Source organism: Thalassospira xiamenensis M-5 = DSM 17429 (assembly GCF_000300235.2).
GTDB lineage: Bacteria > Pseudomonadota > Alphaproteobacteria > Rhodospirillales > Thalassospiraceae > Thalassospira > Thalassospira xiamenensis.
Genome location: NZ_CP004388.1, coordinates 1,609,623 through 1,627,063 on the forward strand (window position 1 = coordinate 1,609,623; position 17,441 = coordinate 1,627,063).

Genomic DNA, 17,441 nt, shown 5'->3' on the forward strand with positions numbered 1-17,441 from the left:
GTTCAAGGCAGGCGGTTAGGCGTTGTTATTTTTCGTGACGGTCGCTGCCGGGCCACTGCGCCCCAAGGTACCCTGGGCACCTGCACTGCCAGCCGTCCCGTTAGAACCTTGCGGGCCGTGGTTGCGGTGTTTCGTGCCATTGCCGCCTTGGCCGCCAGTTCCGGCGGAACCAGCGCCACCGCCAGCGCCACCTGCACCACCGGCTCCTCTAACGCTGTTAATTGCAACGCTGGATTCCTGGGCTCGTGGCATCGTGAGGATAACTGCGCCCGTTGTCGGGGAGCCTTGACCACCCTGGCCACCATTGCCGCCATTGCCGCCGTTTCCGCCAGCTCCGCCCTTGCCACCATCTGACAAGTCTTGGCAGCCCGAAGAGTGCGCCGTGCCGCCGCTGCCGCCGGTACCTCCCGCGCCACCTGTCCCGCCTGGCCCACCCTGGCCTCCATCACCTTGCTTGATGTAGAGACTGAGTGGAGAACTGCCATCAATGGCGACTGTGCCAAAGTTCAGGTGGGCGAGGCTCGAAGGGTTTCCGGCAGTGCCGGTATTGCCGCTGCTGCCCGCTTTGCCGTTTTCGCCGGGGGAGCCTGCATTGGCGTAGCCCGTGCCACCGGTACCATTTTGGCCATTAGGGCCAGCGGCACCTGACTGACCGGCTGAACCGGCGTTGCCATCCGAGCCGGTCAATCCGATGTGATAGGGAATGCCGGGGCAGTTCTGTTTGACGGTGACTTTATTGGCTTTGATGGTCACCTGCGTTGATTCATAGAGCAGAGCGCCACCGTCAAAGATCAGCTCATCGACATTGATCAATTGCGGCATGCTGCCGGGCTTGAATGTTTCCAGATCAGAAATCGTTTTTTTCGTGCCGGTTGTCTGCGCCATCTTCATCGGGAAGAAGCTATCTGCATATTTCTGATCGTCATCGGAAAGCGTCGCCGACTTGTCACTCACATATGCTTGCAAGCGGGCCATGCGCTGCTGCTCGACGGAAGAGCCGACGGGTGGGGCAAGTGATGCCAGAAACTGTTCGCGTGTTGACGATGGCAAGGTGGAACCGATCAGGTCCTGCAGGTCTTTAATCGAACCGATTGTGACAATTTTTGTTACCGCGTCTTCCGACTTCGTAGCGGCTGTCTTGGTATTATTAGCCATTTGAGACTCTCCTGTTTGTTTCGTTGGCCTGTAACGGTTGGCCATGAGCGACTTGCTGCGATTTCGAATAGAGTCCCCGGGCCCGGGTTTCTGAAATTTCAATCAATGATTGATCAACAATAAAAGGATAATCTTATAAAAAGAAAAATGTCTATTTAAATTTTATCACAAAATATTTTATGCACTTAAAGGTTGTATTTTGAGTCGCGCGCTGTAGCTTGCTTGGGAGTAAAATCATATATATCTCAAGGAGATCAGGGCTGCTGGGGCGATGGAGTGACCAGCGTGGCATTTTGTTTCGTCGGGAGACGAGATGAGGGCGAAAACATTAGAAACCAGATTGGGAATCGAAGACTTGATTGCGGGAGAAGGCTGACAAAAAGCGATAGAGCTGGGCAGTTAGTGTCAGAATAAGATAACAATAAGCGAGGCCGACAAAGTGCAATAAAAGCCAACTCAAAATATCAACCTTTCGCTTCATTAGGGTACCGACAGGGCTTTTCCCTAGGAAGCTGGGGCAGTGGATTTTCTAAGGACGGGCAAGGCTCCGAGATGATTGAACCGTTCCGCAAACGCCCGATTGGCATCATCACGCGGCAAAGCAGAAGCCTGTCGCCGATTGCGCGGATCTTCCTTGCGATGGTGATGGAACAGGCTCCGAAAATGGATTTGCCTGCGGCGATTGAGTGGGGGTGAGGGGCGGTGTTACTCGCAAAGAGAATGCCGCACCAGAAGGCGGGCGTGGTGTGGCCTTCTGGTGCGTTTTGACTTTGGCGCGTGCTCTAGAAGCGTTTGATCAGGCCAATGCGGATATTATGGGATTGGAAATCCGAGTCATATTTGAAATCGTCGGTGTTTGCATTGTCCAGATTGTCGCTGCCATCGGTGATGTCCGGATAGTAGCTGAAGACATAATCGCCGCGCAGGGCCCAGCCATCATCAAGCATATAACCCGCACCGATCGCCGATGAAACGCCGATGGCGGTTTTCGTATCGGTGAAGGTCATGCTGTTCGGGGCTGCGTCGCTGAACCGGTGTGTGGTTTTAAACCGGCTGATGGACGGGCCCAGGGAGGCGTAAAGCTGGACCCTGTCCTGCACATATCCGATTTTTGGCCGCAGGCTCAGCGAGAAGTTTGTTTCAATGGTTGTGCTGCTGCTAAACGCGTTGGCATTTGTATTGTAGTTTCCGCTGAAATTCTCGGTTTCAGAGAAATCCATCACGCTGACATCGCCTTCAAGCCCGTAGGTGATGTTGCCAGTTTGCCAGTCATACCCTGCCAGTAACGAGCCGGTGACATCCCATCCGTCGATCTTCCGTTGCAGCAACGGGTCAAGCTGTGTCTTGTCCCCCGCGAAGAAATAGGGCGACACGATAGCGTTTGAGTCCGGATTTGCGGCACTATAGGCACCGCCCAGTGCCAGACCGCCATAGAGGCCCTGCCAGTTTTGGGTGGATTTTGCATCTTCGGCAAATGCCGGAGTGATCCCCGAAATCATTGCCGTCATTGTACCAAGCATCAAGGCCGCAGCCATTCTGCGTGTGTTCATTTCCCCACCCCTATATGTGAATATCGCACTGAAACTGTTCCTGAACTTCTGTCAAAAGCCGTTGAGGGAAGCAAGCATATTCGTGTTTCTATATATTTGAAAAAGCTTGATAAATTGACAGTGGGATGTATCTGGCGGTGTGCCATTGGTTTGCGCCGCGTGGGGGGGGAGGGCAAACTGATCCGGTTCCTGGCCAATTTTAACCCTTCCAAACTGGTAATTCTTCGCATGTGCAACATATCATGAGGGTGGGCGTGGCCCGCGAGTGAGATGGCGCAGGAGTTGGCATGAGCGAGAGTGCGAAGAAGTCGACGGCGAAGAGCAAGGTGAACGGGCGCGGGAACGCGAACGGCAAAACCAACGGCAAGACCAATGGCAACGGCAAGGCCAAAAAGCCGCGCAAGCATATCAGTCTGGCGTTGCAGGGCGGCGGGTCGCATGGGGCGTTTACGTGGGGGGTGCTTGACCGGCTGCTTGAGGATGAGGAAATCACGGTTGAGGCGATTTCGGGGACCTCGGCCGGGGCGATGAATGCCGCGGTGGTGACGTCGGGCTTTGCCAAGGGCGGTTATGAGGGGGCGCGGATCGACCTTGAGACATTCTGGCGTGCGGTATCGGAAGCCGCCCGGTTCAGCCCGCTTCAGCGCAGCCCGATTGATATCCTGTTTGGCAACTGGTCGCTTGAAAACTCGCTGGCTTATATGTGGCTTGATATGAGTGCGCGGGTGTTTTCGCCCTATGACCTGAACCCGGCGGGGGATAATCCGTTAGCCGCGATTTTGAACGAGGTTGTCGATTTCAGGGCGATCAATGAAAGCCCGGCCAAGCTTTTTGTCACCGCGACCAATGTTGAAACCGGGCAGGGGCGGGTGTTTCGCAATCCCGATATCACGGTGGATGTGCTGCTGGCGTCGGCCTGTCTGCCGACGATTTACAAGGCGATTGAGATTGACGGGGTGCCCTATTGGGACGGAGGATATTCCGGCAATCCGAGCCTGGGGCCGCTGGTGCGCGAATGCGGATCGGATGATACGGTTCTGGTACAGATCAACCCGGTCAAACGGCCCGGTGTGCCGAAAACATCGCGCGAGATTGCCAATCGCTTAAACGAGGTATCGTTTAATAGCAGCCTGATGAAGGAGCTTCGGATGATTGCGGTCCTGCGCCACGATATGCCCGACCATGCGTGCGAGGCCAGCAAATGGGGGGCGATGCGGATGCATTGCATCGCAAGCGATGTGATGCTGGAGCTTGATCAATCCTCCAAACTCAATGCCGAATGGGATTTCATGACCATGCTGCGCGACAAGGGGCGCGAGGCGGCGGCGAAGTTTTTGCGCAAACATCGCGGCGATATTGGCGAGCGGCCGACACTGGACCGTGATCTGTTTGCACCGGATTGACGGGGGAGGGTTTGCGGGTTTGGTGGCGGGGTTTGAGGTTGCGGCACGAAAGGCTGGATTCCCGCGTGCGCGGGAATGACGGTTTTTGGGGGTGTTGCTTTTCCATCCGTTCGTCACTCCCGCGAAGGCGGGAGTCCATGGGGCTTGCGGGCTCGGTGGCGGGGTTTGAGGGTGCGGCACGAAGGGCTGGATTCCCGCGTGCGCGGGAATGACGGTTTTTGGGGGTGTTGCTTTTCCATCCGTTCGTCACTCCCGCGAAGGACGGGAAGTCGTGGGCGGAGAGAAGCAGATGTTGAAATCGGTTGTTATGGGTGGCGGGATTGCGATGGCTCGCGCGGCTATACAAGCTGTGATCGGGGCTTGATTTCCGGTTTCGGGCAAAGGCGGGTACACCGGATGGAAAGATCAATCCGGAGAGAAGCAGATGTTGAAATCGGTTGTTATGGGTGGCGGGATTGCGATGGTGATGCTGGCAGGGTTTGCCGCCCCGTCGCAGGCCGCCCCGCAGGTTATCGAAATCACGCAGGTGCCCTGCCAGTTTCTGGAGCCAGAGGGCACCAACCATCATTATACCAGCACCAAGAAAGCCGATTGCGTTGCGATCAACAAGGAAAGCGGTGATCAGCGTGTGGCAAAGGCCGGCGAAATGACGCTGCCGCCCGGTGATTACATTTTCCGGGTGGCGAATGAGGGCGTGCCCTATGAGGTCGGTTTCTGGCTGCGTGACAAGGATTATGACTGGACCGACAAGATATTGAGCAAGAAGATTTCGGTGTCGGGCGGCGGGTTGCTTAAGGGCAAGACCAAGGATTATGCCGTGACGCTTACGCCCGGTGAGTATCTTTATAGCTGCCCGCTTAATACCACGCCGAATTACAGGCTTGTGGTGAAGTAACGATTTTCTGCCGCCTCCCTGACGAGCCGACTGGCAGGTTTGAAGATGTCCCCCCCTGATCTGACCTGCCGTAAAACCCGCATATGCCCCCACATATGCGGGTTTCTTTTGTTTGCGCGAGGTGCGGGCGGGGCGTAATCTGAGCCCCGCCATCCTTAACAACGCCCCGGATCGATATGCCCCAGAGCGAGTTTGAAAAAATGAAGGCCGGGCAGTGGTATAGCTGCCTTGACCCGGAACTGGATGCCATGCGGGCACGCGCCCATGAGGCGGTGCATGAACACAGCATGATGAGCCCGTCGGAGCGCGGCAATATCGCGCCGAAGCTGCGTGCGCTGTTTGCGCAATGTGCCGAAGACGCGCGGATCGAAACGCGGTTTCATTGTGCATACGGGATCAATATCCGGCTTGGGCGTGATGTATTCATCAATGTCGGCTGCACGATCCTTGATACGGCTTCGGTGATCATTGGTGATCATTCAATGCTGGGCCCGAATGTGCAGATTTACTGCGCGCAGCATCACAAGGACCCGGAGCTTCGAAAGCAGCATCTTGAAATCGCGCTGCCGGTGACGATTGGCAGGAATGTCTGGATCGGCGGCGGGGCGATCATCCTGCCGGGGGTCAGTATCGGCGATGATGCGATTGTCGGGGCCGGTTCGGTGGTGACAAAAAATGTCGCGCCGGGCGTCACGGTGGTCGGCAATCCGGCGCGCGTGATGGGCCATAGGGCGTAACACGCCCAGCGTCGGCGCACAAAAAACGGGCGGGGATAAACCCGCCCGTAAGGGACATCGAAAATCAGGAAATATCGTCAGACCCGGCAACCCGTTTGCGGCCATTGATCATGGCGCGGACAAGGTTTTCGTGGTGGCGCAGGCTTGCCAGCAGCACCCCGCCGATATGGACCAACACAAGGGCAAGCAGCGCATTGGCAAGGAATTCGTGGGTTTCTTCGACCCAGTCCACCCCCCAGAAGGCGTCGGTTGTGTACATCCAACCCGTAAGCGCACAGCCGATCATGCCGATGATCAGGGCGACAATCATCGCCGCCCCAGCCGGGTTATGGCCGATATAGCGGTTTTCGCGGCCGGTGATGATATCCTTAAGATAGGCCATCACGACCGACGGGCGGCGGATGAATTGCGAAAAACGGGCATAGCGCGACCCGATCAGACCCCAGATCAGGCGAAAGGCAATCAGGCCGCCGGCGGCATAACCGGCCCAGTGATGCAGGGCATCCCATTCATCAGCGGTGATCCAGGCGAGGGCGAAACTTGCCGCCAGGCCCCAGTGAAAAATACGGACCAGCGGGTCCCAGACTTTAACCTGCATTGATCGGGTTCCTTTTTGGCGGGGTGCGCCGGTGATGGGCGGGTGAGGGAGCGTCACATCACCGGAGCGGGGGCAACGGGTGCGGTTTGGAAAGATCGGATTGGAAAGGCCGTAATCAGTCTTCTTTGGTTTTGACGGCTTCGAAGGTTTTCGGGTTGAAATAGGCCTCGACCCGCTTGCCATCCGGGGTCTTGGCGTAAACTTCGTAGCAGCCGTCTTCGGTTTTGATGTTTTTGACGGTCCAGCCATCGGCCGTCAGCTTGGCCTCAAGGTTTTCCATCGGCTGCCATTCGGCTTTGGGGACGTTGCACAGATCATCGCTGGCGCGTGCCGGGGCGGATTGCAGGGTCAGGGCGGCACCCGCCAGAAGGGCAAAGGTCAGTGCGGTTGCAGAGGCAGTCGGGAAAAGCATTCTTTTCATTGTCGGGGTCCTTTAAGATCAATTTGAAACAGTCAAGGTTGGCGTATCGAATGGGGTGATCCTGCCGCGGTTTGCTGACAGGAAGCTGAACGGGGTTTGGTCCGGCCTTCAGGTTATTGTCAGCTTTGCACGGCATATCTGCCGGTTTGGGATCGTATTCGAACGGGAAACGGGGACGCGGGGCGCGATGCGGATTTTGCTGGTGGAAGATGAACGTTATCTGGCCGAGGCGGTGCGCGACCATTTGCTGGCGTCGGGGGATGCGGTTGACATGACCGAAAGTGTGGTCGAGGCCGAGATCATGTTGCGCGGCACACCTTATGATGTGCTGCTGCTTGACCTGAACCTGCCCGATGGCAGGGGGATTGATCTTTTGCGCGGCATGCGGCGGGCGGGCAGTGTGACGCCGTGCATCATCCTGACCGCGCAGGACCAGATTTCAGACCGGATTGCCGGGTTGAATGCCGGGGCGGATGATTATCTGGTCAAGCCGTTTGATTTGCATGAGCTTTCGGCACGGTTGCTTGCGGTGGCGCGGCGGTATTCGGGTAACCCGAACCCGTTGATCCGGCTTTCGGGGGATAACGGCGGTGCGATCGAGGTTGATCTTGCCAGCCGGTCGGTTGTGATCGACGGGCAGCAGACCGATCTGACATCGCGGGAATGGGCGTTGCTGGATCAATTGCTGCGCCGTCCGGGCGCGACCTTATCCAAGGCACAGCTTGAAGAAGCGCTTTATGAATTTGGCGCGGAAATCGAAAGCAACACGGTCGAGGTTTATGTCAGCCGCCTGCGGCGCAAGCTGGGCAAGGCGGTGATCCATACCGTGCGCGGCGTTGGTTATCGCATTGAAGGATGATCCGAGCTTATGAGCAAGATGGCCAAAAACAGCCTGCAATTCATGCTGGCGCGGCGATTGACGGTGACGGTCAGTGTTTTCTGGCTGACGGGGTCGGTTCTGGCCGGTTACAGCATGTATCACGAAATGCAGGAAGCGTTCGATAACAGCCTTGTCACCACGGCCTATCGCTATGCGCCGCTGATTGATGATTATCTGCAACGCCATGACGGCGGCAGTGCGCAGGAAGTGCTGCCAAGCCCGGCCAAGGGCGAAATCCGCACCGAGGACCACGGGGATGGCGACGGGGACGAGGAACTTGGCGAGGATTACCTGATGTATCAGGTGCGCGAGGGCGGGGGCGGGCTTTTGCTGCGGTCCTATAACGCGCAGGAAAATCCGTTTGAAGCGCCCCTGATCGAAGGATTTTATAACGAGCAGGATTTCCGCATTTATACCGCCGTCCTTCTGGGGGGCACGCGGATCATTCAGGTGGCAGAGCCGCTTGAACACCGGCGCGAGGCGCTTTTTGAAAGCGTGATGGCGCAGTTCCTGCCGATTGTGCTGCTGATCCCGGCGGTGATTATCGGGGTGATCGTAGCACTCCGGCGGGGGTTAAGCCCGGTGTTGCGCGTTCGCGATGCGATCGAGGAACGCGGCGAGGGTAATTTGCAGCCCCTTGAACTCGACGATGCGCCCGAGGAAATCAGCACCATCGTCACCGCCGTCAACCGGCTGATGGAAAAGCTTGATGCGGCACTCAGTGCCGAGCGGACCTTTACCGCGCATAGCGCGCATGAATTGCGCACCCCGATTGCCGCGGCATTGGCGCAGACGCAAAGGCTTGTGCTCGAACTGCCCGAAGACCATCCGGGGCGCATCCGCGCCCGGCAGACCGAGGAAAGCCTTAAACGGCTGTCGCGGCTATCAGAAAAGCTTTTGCAACTGGCGCGCGCCGAGGCCGGGGTCGGCACCAGCCCGACCGGGGAAAACCAGAAACTGGGCGCGACACTGGGGCTTGTGATTGATGATCTGGAACGGGTGGCCGATGGGGCGGGGCGCATCGCCTTTGACGCCAGATCGGCAACCGCGCTTTCGGCCAATATCGATCACGATGCCTTTGCGATCTGCATGCGCAACCTGATTGAAAATGCGCTTAAACATGGCAGCGATCAGGAAAAGGTGATGGTCGAGGTGATTGGCAGCGATACGGTCAGGGTTTCGAACGCGGGCGATGCGGTGCGGCCCGAAGACCTTGATGACCTGACATCGCGGTTCAAACGATCCAATACCAAGGCCAGCGGGGCGGGGCTTGGCCTTTCGATTGTCAAAACCATCGTTGGCAATATCAATGGGGAATTAACGCTCCATTCCCCGCGCCCCGGCAAGCCGGATGGCTTTATGGCGGAGTTGCGGTTGCATCAGAGTTGAGGCGGCGTGCCTTTATGCTGTAGTGCGCCCCGGTCTTGGTTGTGTTAAATGGGTAACAATTCTCGTGTCAGTACGTATGGGGGAGGAAATGAAAAAAAGAAATGCAAATAAAAGAAAATCAGGAAAGAAATTTCCAGTTCATCCTGATTTTAAAGATAGGAATATTACTCCTATCGATTCCCTTAAGAGGAGCGGAAAAACTTTAGGGAATGCATTCTCTTCTATTACAAGTGATTTAAAATTTATATCTTGGGTGGATGAAAGTATCCCAAATATGATTTGGGCTTGCATTCTGACATCTTTTTTAGAGCAGAAAGATTACCTCAATATATTTAGAGCTATTGTCATAAATGCGAGAAAAAACATTGCGGAAAGAAAATCTCTCCACATTACGCATAATTTTCTTGGAGCTATGAATGAGGATACATTTGATCGGTTAATGCAGCCAGTGCTTGAGCATCCGCAAGCGTTAATTTGGCTAAAAGGCTTGTTGCTTTTAGATTGTCTTCCTGACCGCCATCATTGGCGGAGACATCTTGATGAGCCTGATCCAGAAAAAGACTGGAACATTTTAATTCATGCAGTGGCGGACAACTACGATCATCAATCGCAAAGAGCTACTGATATTCGCTGGTTCAAGCTAATTTATGTGATGCTTTGTCGGGAGCAGATATTTCTTCCCGAAGGCAGTGATATTGGTGAACAGCTTCGTCTTTATCCAGATTTCGGGGACATGCGTTCTGTCCGCCCAATGATTAGATCTATGGAAATTTCCCTTCGCGAGTTGGATAAAAATGGAACTCTCGATGGGAAGAAACGCGAGGAAGACACACTCGAAATAGTGAAATTTCACGCAGATGATTTTTGGTCCGAAACCTTAAGGAAGGTAGATTGTATATCGGTTCCCAAGGGAGAAAAAATAGAATGTGGTCCCAGAGAGTTGTCTAAAGAGCTGATTGAAATTTTTCAGAAGATCGATAGCCACTTTTTCGAGACATTATCAACTACTTCAATCGACCCAAGGCACGATGGAGCGTTTGGGATCGCTTTATATGCAATTACATTTCTCTTAAATTCTGCGGTTGGTTACTCTTCTTCGAGGCCCGAGGGGCGTGTGTTGCTACGGACAATAGCTGAAACGTATATAACTCTCCATTATTTGACTGAGAAAGATGACCCGGCTTTGTGGCAAAAGTACCGTCATTATGGTGCAGGTCAAACAAAGTTGGCGTTTTTAAAGTATTTACGCGAGACGGATGTTCCTGATTTCATCGATATGGGAATGATGGAGTACTTGGCTAACGAGGATATGTGGCTTGAATTCCAAGATATCGATCTTGGGAACTGGGCTTCGTTGGATTTGAGGAAAATGTCAACAGAGGCAGGCTGTAAAGATGTCTATGACAACTATTACGATTGGACCTCAGGTTTCTCTCATGGGCATTGGGGAGCTGTAAGGGACTCAGTCTTTACAAACTGTCTTAATCCTTTGCATCGTTACCATCGTATTCCGTCATTCCCAGACGAAGCAATGCCATCAATGCTTGTAGATGGTTGCAAGCTTTGTAATCGTATTCTTGATGACTTAAATCGTCTTTATCCAAGTTTAAAAGTCAGAATTAAATGGCATAACAGAAAAACTGGTGTGGAAAAACAAGCTTGAGATAGGTGGTTTTTGGTTGCGTGTCTGCTTTAAAGATAAACTTTAAGATATGGGAGTGCTTTCATACCCAATCCTCAACCCGCAATCCATCCACCCGCTCAAACTCTCTGCGATTATTCGTCACCAGCGTTAAGCCCTGACTGCGCGCATGACCTGCGATCATGAGGTCGTAGGGACCGATAATGTTGCCCTGTTTTTCAAGGATGCTGCGGATATCGCCGTAATGACCGGCGGCGTTGGTGTCGAAGTCCAGCACCGTCAGGCGGGCGGCGAATTCTTCGATGGTTTTGAGGTTTTTTTCGGGCTGGGCCGATTTCATCGCGCCATAGATCAGTTCGGCCTGTGTGACGGTCGAAATGCACATTGCCCCGCTGTATCGGTTGAACTGTTCGCGGACCGACGGCGGGCGGTTTTTAAGCGTATAGATGCAGATATTGGTATCGAGCATGAAGCGCAGCATTTTCTAGAAATCCTCGCGCTTTTGCATGTCCGGCTGGTTGCGGGTGCTCATGAAATCGTCAGAGACGCTATGCGCGTCAAAGAAGCTGTCCCAAAGCTGATCGGTTGGCGTGAGCACACGGGTATTGCCGACCGTGATCACCTCGACCGATTTGGTGCCTTCGGGGAAGGCGACGTCCTTGGGCAGGCGGACGGCCTGAGTCTTGTTATTGAGGAAGATGGATGCCTGGGTCATTGTGGGCTCCTTTGGTATATACATGTTGCATATATTTTGTTGTGCGGCTCAGTATATGTCAAGGGTATATACGTGACGTGGCGCGTTTAGCAGCGTGACGGTTGGGTATATGTGGCGGGTGGGTTGTTCTGGCGGTGGCTGGCGGGGAAAAAAAAGGGGGCGGGGCCATGCCGGGGCTTGGGGTGTCGGGTTTTGGGGCAGGTCGCGGTTTTGTGAAATCGCGGTTTTCTGCCGATGTAAACGTTTCAAATGTTCATAAAACGGCAACAAATGCGTTATCAGACTGACTTGTAACTTGCCTATGGTGGGGGCGTTACAGGAGTTCTGGTATGTCGTCAAAACCCACCATGCGCGATGTGGCGCGCAAGTCCGGTCTTTCGATTGCGACGGTATCGCGGGTGATCAATTTCCCCGGCGAGGTTCCGGCGGAAACCGCCGCAATCGTCAATACGGCGATGCGGTATCTGAATTACCGGCCCAACATCAATGGCCGCCGGTTGAAGATGAGCCAGACCCGCACGGTCGGCGTTCTGGTGCCGACCCTTGCCAACCCGGTTTTTGCCACATCGGTGCAGGGGATCGAGCAGGAAGCCAATATCGAGGGGCTTACCGTCCTTCTGACATCGTCAAATTATGATCCCGAGCGCGAAATGGGGGCGGTTTCAGCCCTTTTGAACAATCGCGTCGATGGGTTGATCCTGACCCTTGCCAATGCGGACAACAATCCGGTGGTGGATTTGCTGCTGGCGGAGAAAATTCCGTTCGTGTTGCTGTTTAACCAGCCGGAACGTGCCGACATTGCCGCGATCAGTGTTGATAACGCCAAGTCGGCCTTTGACATCACCAATGCGATGATTGCCAAGGGGCACCGGTCGCTTGTGATGGTGGCGGGCCAGTTTGAAAGTTCGGACCGGTCGCGCCAGCGCTATGACGGGTTTTGCCGGGCGCTGGATCAGGCGGGGATCGAGAAAAAGCATCTGGTGCAGGTGCGGTTTGGCGAGACCGATCTGGTGGAGCCATTACGCGATCTGCTGTTGGGGCCGGATGCGGTCACGGGGATTGTCTGTTCGACCGACATGCTGGCGATTGCCGCGATCAGCGCGTGCCGGGCGCATGGGTTATCTGTCCCCGGTGATGTTTCGGTTGGCGGTATTGACGGAATTTCGGTGGGTGGGCTGATCACGCCAAAGCTGTGTTCGGCAGTTCAACCCACCCAGGAGATGGGCCGGCAGGCGCTTGCATTCCTGCGCGGCCTGATCAAGGGGCAGACAAACCCGCAGAGTTTGTTGCTGCCTCATCATCTAAGCGACGGGGACTCCATTGGAGCATTCCGAGGGGATTCCCGACGCCGTTCATCAACCCGAGTATAGGAAGATCAAAAGTGCGTTTCAAACAACTTGTCATGGGTGCGGCGTTTGCTGTTGTGGTTGCGCAGCCTGCCTTCGCCGAAGATGTTGCGATTTGCTATAACTGTCCGCCGGAATGGGCCGATTGGGGCGGGCAGCTCAAGAACATTGCGCGCGACCTTAAGATCGATGTGCCGCAGGACAACAAGAATTCCGGTCAGACTTTGTCGCAGCTTCTGGCGGAAAAGGATAATCCGGTTGCCGATGTGGCCTATTACGGGGTTTCGTTTGGCATCAAGGCCAAAGAGGAAGGCGTTGTTGCCGATTACAAACCGGCCAATTTCGACAAGATCCCGGCGGGCCTGAAAGATGAAAACGGCGCGTGGTTTGCCATTCATTCCGGCACCATCGGGCTTTTTGTCAATACCGAGGCCCTTGGCGGGGCGCCGGTTCCGCAAAGCTGGTCGGATCTTCTGAAGCCGGAATACAAGGGCATGGTGGGGTATCTTGACCCGTCAAGCGCGTTTGTCGGTTATGCCGGGGCGGTTGCGATCAACCGGGCGATGGGCGGGTCGCTTGACGATTTCACGCCGGGGATCGAGTTTTTCAAGAAGCTGAAAGCAAACGATCCGATCGTGCCGAAACAGACCGCCTATGCGCGGGTTCTGTCGGGCGAAATTCCTATCCTGATCGATTATGATTTCAATGCGTACCGTGCGAAATACAAGGACGAGGCCAGTGTCGCCTTTGTCATCCCGACCGAGGGTACGGTTGCCGTTCCCTATGTCATGAGCCTGGTTAAAAACGGGCCGCATGCGGAGAATGGCAAAAAGGTTCTGGATTATGTGATGTCGGACGCCGGGCAGGCCCATTGGGCCAATGCGTTCCTGCGCCCGGTGATTGCATCGGCGATGTCGCCGGAAGCCTCCGAAAAGTTCCTTCCGGCCGCGGAATATGAGCGTTCCCAGCCGGTCGATTACGCCAAGATGGCCGAAGTTCAGGCCGGTTTTGGCGAGCGTTATCTGTCCGAGGTACGGTAAGTGTCGTCGGTTGAACATATCAAAGAGGGGCGTTCGCGCCCTTCTTTCCCATGGGCTTTCCCATCCTCTTTGTTCGGGCGGGCAACGCCGGGGGCGGGAAGCCCGGCCATTCTGGCATTGCTGATGTTGCCCGGCCTGATCATTGTCGCGGCGTTTTTCGCGATCCCGATGGCGCTGGTGGCGATGCGGGTGGCGGATGGGCCGGACGGGCTTGCGACCTATTTCGTGATCCTGACCAATGATCGGTATCTGGCAAGCCTGATCCAGACGCTTGTGATGTCGGCGGGGGTGACGGTGACGGCGCTTATTCTGTGCGGGGTTTGCGGGCTGTTTCTGGTGCGTAACCGGTTTGCCGGACGCAATGTGATCACCGCCCTTTTGACATTGCCGTTGTCGTTTCCGGGGACGGTGGTTGGGTTCATGGTGATCATGCTGGCCGGGCGGCAGGGCGTGATCGGGTCGGTCACGGATGCGCTTTGGGGCGAGAAGATCGTCTTTGCCTATGAGATCACCGGGTTGTTTGTCGGTTATCTTTATTTTTCGATCCCGCGGGTGATTTTGGCCGTGATGGCATCGGCCGAGAAGCTTGATCCGCAGCTTGAAGAAGCCGCGCGGTCGCTGGGCGCGCCGACATGGCGGGTGGTCCGGGATGTGATCCTGCCGGGGCTGATGCCCGGTCTTGTGTCATCAGGTGCGATCTGTTTTGCGACCGCGATGGGGGCGTTTGGTACGGCCTTTACACTGGCGACCGATATCGATGTTCTGCCGATGGTGATCTATACCGAATTTACCCGAAACGCCAATATCGCGGTGGCAGCGGCCCTTAGCATCGCGTTGGGCGCGATGACATGGGCGGTTCTGGCCGCGGTGCGCATTTTTGTTGGTAATGGTGCGACATCGGGCACCGGTGGGGGAGCGTGATCATGCGGCGTGACTGGAAATTTTACAGCCAGCTTGGCCTGACGATTGTGCTGTGCCTGTTTATCGTGGTGCCGGTGGTGATGTCGGCATTGGCCGGGGTGACGGTCAATGTGTTCAAGGGGCTATCGTCGGGATTGACGTTACGCTGGATCTTCGAGGTCTGGGACCTTTATGCGCAAAGCATCCTGCTGTCGCTTGGCATTGCGATGGCGTGCCTTGTGGTGACGTTGGTCGCCGGTGTGCCGCTGGCTTATGTGCTGGTGCGCAGGCCCAGCCGGATGATGCGGCTGTTTGAGGAATTGCTGACACTGCCGGTGGCCATACCGGGGCTGGCATTGGCGCTGGCGTTGCTGATTACCTATGGCGGGGTCAGTGGATACAGATCGAGCTGGCTTTTCATCCTGACCGGGCATGTTTTGTTTACCCTGCCTTTCATGGTGCGCTCTGTCGCGGCGGTGATGGCGGCGATGGATATGAAGATGCTGGAAGAAGGGGCGGCAAGCCTTGGTGCCGGGTTCTGGCGGCGGTTCTTTGGCGTCATCGTGCCCAATGCCAAGCCGGGTATTCTGGCAGGCGCGCTTATGGTGGTGACGCTTTCCATCGGGGAATTCAACCTGACCTGGATGCTGCATACGCCGTTAACCAAGACATTGCCGGTCGGCCTTGCCGATGCCTATGCATCCATGCGCCTTGAGATCGGCAGTGCCTATACCCTGATTTTCTTTGTTTTGATCATGCCGTTGCTGATTGCGATGCAGGCACTTGCCAACCGGGGCAGTCGCGCATCCAGACGCATCGATACGGCGGAGGATACGTTATGAGTACGCAGATCAGACTTCGCAATTGTGCGAAAACCTTTGCCGATGGCACACGCGCCCTGGCCCCCTTTGACCTGACGATCGAGGGCGGGGAAACGATTGTTTTGCTGGGTCCGTCGGGATGCGGCAAGACGACGATTTTGCGGATGATTGCCGGGTTGGAATTCCCCGATGCAGGTGGTGTGATCAGCTTTGACGGGGATGATGTCACCCGCCAGTCGATTGAAAAACGCCGGGTCGGCATGGTGTTTCAGTCCTATGCGCTGTTTCCCAATATGACAGTGGCGGAAAACGTCGCCTATGGGCTTAAGGTGCATGGGGTGCCCAGCGCGGAGCGTGATGCACGCGTCGATGCGATGCTGGAAATGATGCATATCGATATGCTGGCCGACCGTGCGATTGATCAGCTTTCGGGCGGGCAGCGCCAGCGGGTGGCATTGGCGCGCGCGATTGCGGTGCAGCCGCGTGTCTTGTTGCTCGACGAACCCCTGACCGCACTGGATGCGAAACTGCGCGTAAGGTTGCGCACCGAGATCAATGCGCTTCTGCGCAAGCTTGGCATTACCGCGGTTTACGTCACCCATGATCAGGAAGAAGCCATGGCGCTGGGGGATCGGATTGTGGTGATGCAAAAGGGCGAGATCGCGCAGATCGGCACCCCGCGCGAGATTTACCGCAAGCCGCAAAACCCGTTTGTTGCCGATTTCGTCGGCGCGGCCAACCGGATGACAGGGCAGATGCGCGACGGGCGGTTGCATATCGGAACCCATGTTTTTGATGCGGTCGATGCGTTTGATCCGCGCCACGGGGCGATTATCGATCAGGGCCCGGTGGAGCTTTATTTCCGGGCGGACGGGCTTTCGCCCTGTGACCTGGACGAGGCGCATTTTACCGGCCGGGTCGAGGCGGTATCCTATCTGGGCGAACGGTTGCGCCTGACCGTGTCGGGGATCGGCCCGCAGGCGATCACGATGGATACCCATGCCGATGACGTGATTGAAGCCGGGGCCGATGTGCATTGCCGGGTCAATGCCGACCGGCTGACGGTTTTTCCCGCTGTTGCGGCCCAGTCATAAAACAAAAGAAAGAAATCAAAGAAAATGCTGATTGCACAATTGACCGACCTGCATATCGGGGCGGGCCGCAGGCTTGCCTATCGCAAGGTGGATACCGCAGGCGCGCTTGAAAAGGCGGTTGCCCATGTGATGGCGATGGAGCCGCGCCCGGATGTGGTGCTGTTTACCGGCGATATCGGGGATCTTGGTGCGCCGGACGAGTATGCGCTGGTGGCGGAAATCCTGACCAAACTGACGATCCCGTATTTCATGGTGCCGGGGAACCATGACCGACGCCAACCGCTGCGGGCAGCTTTTGCCCGTGCCACGCCGGTCCGGGCCGATACCGGATTTGTGAATTATGTGGTCGATGATTTTCCGCTTCGCCTGATTGCGCTGGATACGCTTGATGAAGGCAAACCGGGTGGCGTTTTGGGCCCCGAACAGCTTGACTGGTTGCGCGATGTGCTTCTGGACGGGGATGGCCGGGATTGCGCGATTTTCATGCATCATCCGCCGATTGTGACCGGTATTGCCCATATGGACGCGCAAAATCTGGGCGAAGGGGCAGAAGAACTCGCGGCAATCGTTTCGGTGCATCGCGACCGGATCAAGGCGATTTTCTGTGGCCATGTGCACCGCCCGATCCATACGATCTGGGCCGGGGTGCCGTTGATGATCGGGCCATCGGTCGCCCATCAGGTGGCGTTTGATTTACGCGCCGATGGACCATCGGCCTTTGTCATGGAACCGCCCGCGATGCATCTGCATGTGTGGGATGCGGGGCAGCATAATTTGATGACGCATCTGGCCTATCTTGACCGATATGACGGACCACATCCGTTTTTCGGGCCGGATGGGAAGCTGATTGTTTGA

The 17,441-nt window shown here is 55.9% G+C and carries 19 protein-coding genes; 13 read left to right on the forward strand and 6 right to left on the reverse strand.

Annotated elements, in window-relative coordinates:
* Window positions 1-15: 15 nt before the first annotated feature.
* Window positions 16-1,155 (reverse strand): collagen-like triple helix repeat-containing protein, encoded by a 1,140-nt coding sequence (locus TH3_RS23425; protein WP_007091799.1) that lies wholly within the window; start codon window positions 1,153-1,155, stop codon window positions 16-18.
* A 552-nt stretch (window positions 1,156-1,707) separates the two neighbouring features.
* Here TH3_RS23425 and TH3_RS22825 point away from each other — a divergent pair.
* A complete protein-coding gene (locus TH3_RS22825; protein ID WP_007091800.1) occupies window positions 1,708-1,851 on the forward strand; it encodes a hypothetical protein in 144 nt (47 codons plus the stop codon).
* Window positions 1,852-1,937: 86 nt separating this feature from the next.
* Here TH3_RS22825 and TH3_RS07540 read toward each other — a convergent pair whose 3' ends face one another.
* Window positions 1,938-2,705 carry an outer membrane protein gene (locus TH3_RS07540; RefSeq protein WP_139328314.1) on the reverse strand — a complete coding sequence of 256 codons (768 nt, stop codon included), beginning with the start codon at window positions 2,703-2,705 and terminating at the stop codon, window positions 1,938-1,940.
* Between the two features lie 287 nt (window positions 2,706-2,992).
* Here TH3_RS07540 and TH3_RS07545 point away from each other — a divergent pair, with 287 nt between their 5' ends.
* The 3 genes from TH3_RS07545 to TH3_RS23490 all read left to right on the forward strand — a co-directional run bounded on the left by TH3_RS07545 (window position 2,993) and on the right by TH3_RS23490 (window position 5,740).
* Window positions 2,993-4,108 carry a patatin-like phospholipase family protein gene (locus TH3_RS07545; RefSeq protein WP_007091802.1) on the forward strand — a complete coding sequence of 372 codons (1,116 nt, stop codon included), beginning with the start codon at window positions 2,993-2,995 and terminating at the stop codon, window positions 4,106-4,108.
* A 424-nt stretch (window positions 4,109-4,532) separates the two neighbouring features.
* Entirely contained in the window at window positions 4,533-5,003 is a 471-nt protein-coding gene (locus tag TH3_RS07550) for a hypothetical protein (RefSeq protein WP_007091803.1), read from the forward strand.
* Window positions 5,004-5,179: 176 nt separating this feature from the next.
* Window positions 5,180-5,740, forward strand: a complete 561-nt coding sequence (locus TH3_RS23490; RefSeq protein ID WP_007091804.1) for a sugar O-acetyltransferase — start codon at window positions 5,180-5,182, stop codon at window positions 5,738-5,740.
* Window positions 5,741-5,804: 64 nt separating this feature from the next.
* Here the strand turns inward: TH3_RS23490 and TH3_RS07560 are convergent, their stop codons facing one another.
* Window positions 5,805-6,338, reverse strand: a complete 534-nt coding sequence (locus TH3_RS07560) for a cytochrome b/b6 domain-containing protein (protein ID WP_007091805.1) — start codon at window positions 6,336-6,338, stop codon at window positions 5,805-5,807.
* Between the two features lie 115 nt (window positions 6,339-6,453).
* The gene (locus tag TH3_RS07565; protein ID WP_007091806.1) at window positions 6,454-6,759 is read right to left on the reverse strand and encodes a PepSY domain-containing protein; all 306 of its coding nucleotides are present in this window, start codon (window positions 6,757-6,759) and stop codon (window positions 6,454-6,456) included.
* A 187-nt stretch (window positions 6,760-6,946) separates the two neighbouring features.
* On the opposite strand from TH3_RS07565, the gene TH3_RS07570 reads away from it, so the two are divergent.
* The 3 genes from TH3_RS07570 (at window position 6,947) to TH3_RS07580 (ending at window position 10,691) form a co-directional block, all read left to right on the forward strand.
* Complete coding sequence (locus TH3_RS07570; protein WP_040060702.1) at window positions 6,947-7,618, forward strand: response regulator; 672 nt, start codon at window positions 6,947-6,949, stop codon at window positions 7,616-7,618.
* Between the two features lie 9 nt (window positions 7,619-7,627).
* Window positions 7,628-9,028 carry a sensor histidine kinase gene (locus TH3_RS07575; RefSeq protein WP_007091808.1) on the forward strand — a complete coding sequence of 467 codons (1,401 nt, stop codon included), beginning with the start codon at window positions 7,628-7,630 and terminating at the stop codon, window positions 9,026-9,028.
* Window positions 9,029-9,116: 88 nt separating this feature from the next.
* The gene (locus tag TH3_RS07580; RefSeq protein ID WP_007091809.1) at window positions 9,117-10,691 is read left to right on the forward strand and encodes a DUF5677 domain-containing protein; all 1,575 of its coding nucleotides are present in this window, start codon (window positions 9,117-9,119) and stop codon (window positions 10,689-10,691) included.
* A gap of 61 nt (window positions 10,692-10,752) precedes the next feature.
* Here TH3_RS07580 and vapC read toward each other — a convergent pair whose 3' ends face one another.
* Together vapC and vapB are read right to left on the reverse strand one after the other, a co-directional pair.
* Complete coding sequence (vapC, locus tag TH3_RS07585; protein WP_007091810.1) at window positions 10,753-11,151, reverse strand: type II toxin-antitoxin system tRNA(fMet)-specific endonuclease VapC; 399 nt, start codon at window positions 11,149-11,151, stop codon at window positions 10,753-10,755.
* Window positions 11,152-11,154: 3 nt separating this feature from the next.
* Window positions 11,155-11,385 carry a type II toxin-antitoxin system VapB family antitoxin gene (vapB, locus tag TH3_RS07590; RefSeq protein WP_007091811.1) on the reverse strand — a complete coding sequence of 77 codons (231 nt, stop codon included), beginning with the start codon at window positions 11,383-11,385 and terminating at the stop codon, window positions 11,155-11,157.
* A gap of 329 nt (window positions 11,386-11,714) precedes the next feature.
* Here vapB and TH3_RS07600 point away from each other — a divergent pair, with 329 nt between their 5' ends.
* From TH3_RS07600 to TH3_RS07625, 6 genes are read left to right on the forward strand one after another with little or no spacing between them, the layout of a single operon-like run.
* Window positions 11,715-12,755 carry a LacI family DNA-binding transcriptional regulator gene (locus TH3_RS07600; protein WP_007091812.1) on the forward strand — a complete coding sequence of 347 codons (1,041 nt, stop codon included), beginning with the start codon at window positions 11,715-11,717 and terminating at the stop codon, window positions 12,753-12,755.
* A gap of 11 nt (window positions 12,756-12,766) precedes the next feature.
* Entirely contained in the window at window positions 12,767-13,771 is a 1,005-nt protein-coding gene (locus tag TH3_RS07605; protein ID WP_007091813.1) for an ABC transporter substrate-binding protein, read from the forward strand.
* Window positions 13,772-14,692 carry an ABC transporter permease gene (locus tag TH3_RS07610; protein WP_007091814.1) on the forward strand — a complete coding sequence of 307 codons (921 nt, stop codon included), beginning with the start codon at window positions 13,772-13,774 and terminating at the stop codon, window positions 14,690-14,692.
* A 2-nt stretch (window positions 14,693-14,694) separates the two neighbouring features.
* On the forward strand, window positions 14,695-15,513 hold the full coding sequence (locus TH3_RS07615; protein ID WP_007091815.1) for an ABC transporter permease: 819 nt from the start codon (window positions 14,695-14,697) through the stop codon (window positions 15,511-15,513).
* Window positions 15,510-16,586 (forward strand): ABC transporter ATP-binding protein, encoded by a 1,077-nt coding sequence (locus TH3_RS07620; protein WP_007091816.1) that lies wholly within the window; start codon window positions 15,510-15,512, stop codon window positions 16,584-16,586. Before TH3_RS07615 ends, TH3_RS07620 begins: the two co-directional genes overlap by 4 nt.
* A gap of 24 nt (window positions 16,587-16,610) precedes the next feature.
* Entirely contained in the window at window positions 16,611-17,441 is an 831-nt protein-coding gene (locus tag TH3_RS07625) for a phosphodiesterase (protein WP_007091817.1), read from the forward strand.

What these genes read in the sequence shown, in the direction of transcription:
- TH3_RS23425 (WP_007091799.1), bottom strand. Translation starts at nt 1,155, where the DNA reads ATGGCTAATAATACCAAGACAGCCGCTACGAAGTCGGAAGACGCGGTA.
- TH3_RS22825 (WP_007091800.1), top strand. Translation starts at nt 1,708, where the DNA reads ATGATTGAACCGTTCCGCAAACGCCCGATTGGCATCATCACGCGGCAA.
- TH3_RS07540 (WP_139328314.1), bottom strand. Translation starts at nt 2,705, where the DNA reads ATGAACACACGCAGAATGGCTGCGGCCTTGATGCTTGGTACAATGACG.
- TH3_RS07545 (WP_007091802.1), top strand. Translation starts at nt 2,993, where the DNA reads ATGAGCGAGAGTGCGAAGAAGTCGACGGCGAAGAGCAAGGTGAACGGG.
- TH3_RS07550 (WP_007091803.1), top strand. Translation starts at nt 4,533, where the DNA reads ATGTTGAAATCGGTTGTTATGGGTGGCGGGATTGCGATGGTGATGCTG.
- TH3_RS23490 (WP_007091804.1), top strand. Translation starts at nt 5,180, where the DNA reads ATGCCCCAGAGCGAGTTTGAAAAAATGAAGGCCGGGCAGTGGTATAGC.
- TH3_RS07560 (WP_007091805.1), bottom strand. Translation starts at nt 6,338, where the DNA reads ATGCAGGTTAAAGTCTGGGACCCGCTGGTCCGTATTTTTCACTGGGGC.
- TH3_RS07565 (WP_007091806.1), bottom strand. Translation starts at nt 6,759, where the DNA reads ATGAAAAGAATGCTTTTCCCGACTGCCTCTGCAACCGCACTGACCTTT.
- TH3_RS07570 (WP_040060702.1), top strand. Translation starts at nt 6,947, where the DNA reads ATGCGGATTTTGCTGGTGGAAGATGAACGTTATCTGGCCGAGGCGGTG.
- TH3_RS07575 (WP_007091808.1), top strand. Translation starts at nt 7,628, where the DNA reads ATGAGCAAGATGGCCAAAAACAGCCTGCAATTCATGCTGGCGCGGCGA.
- TH3_RS07580 (WP_007091809.1), top strand. Translation starts at nt 9,117, where the DNA reads ATGAAAAAAAGAAATGCAAATAAAAGAAAATCAGGAAAGAAATTTCCA.
- vapC (WP_007091810.1), bottom strand. Translation starts at nt 11,151, where the DNA reads ATGCTGCGCTTCATGCTCGATACCAATATCTGCATCTATACGCTTAAA.
- vapB (WP_007091811.1), bottom strand. Translation starts at nt 11,385, where the DNA reads ATGACCCAGGCATCCATCTTCCTCAATAACAAGACTCAGGCCGTCCGC.
- TH3_RS07600 (WP_007091812.1), top strand. Translation starts at nt 11,715, where the DNA reads ATGTCGTCAAAACCCACCATGCGCGATGTGGCGCGCAAGTCCGGTCTT.
- TH3_RS07615 (WP_007091815.1), top strand. Translation starts at nt 14,695, where the DNA reads ATGCGGCGTGACTGGAAATTTTACAGCCAGCTTGGCCTGACGATTGTG.
- TH3_RS07620 (WP_007091816.1), top strand. Translation starts at nt 15,510, where the DNA reads ATGAGTACGCAGATCAGACTTCGCAATTGTGCGAAAACCTTTGCCGAT.
- TH3_RS07625 (WP_007091817.1), top strand. Translation starts at nt 16,611, where the DNA reads ATGCTGATTGCACAATTGACCGACCTGCATATCGGGGCGGGCCGCAGG.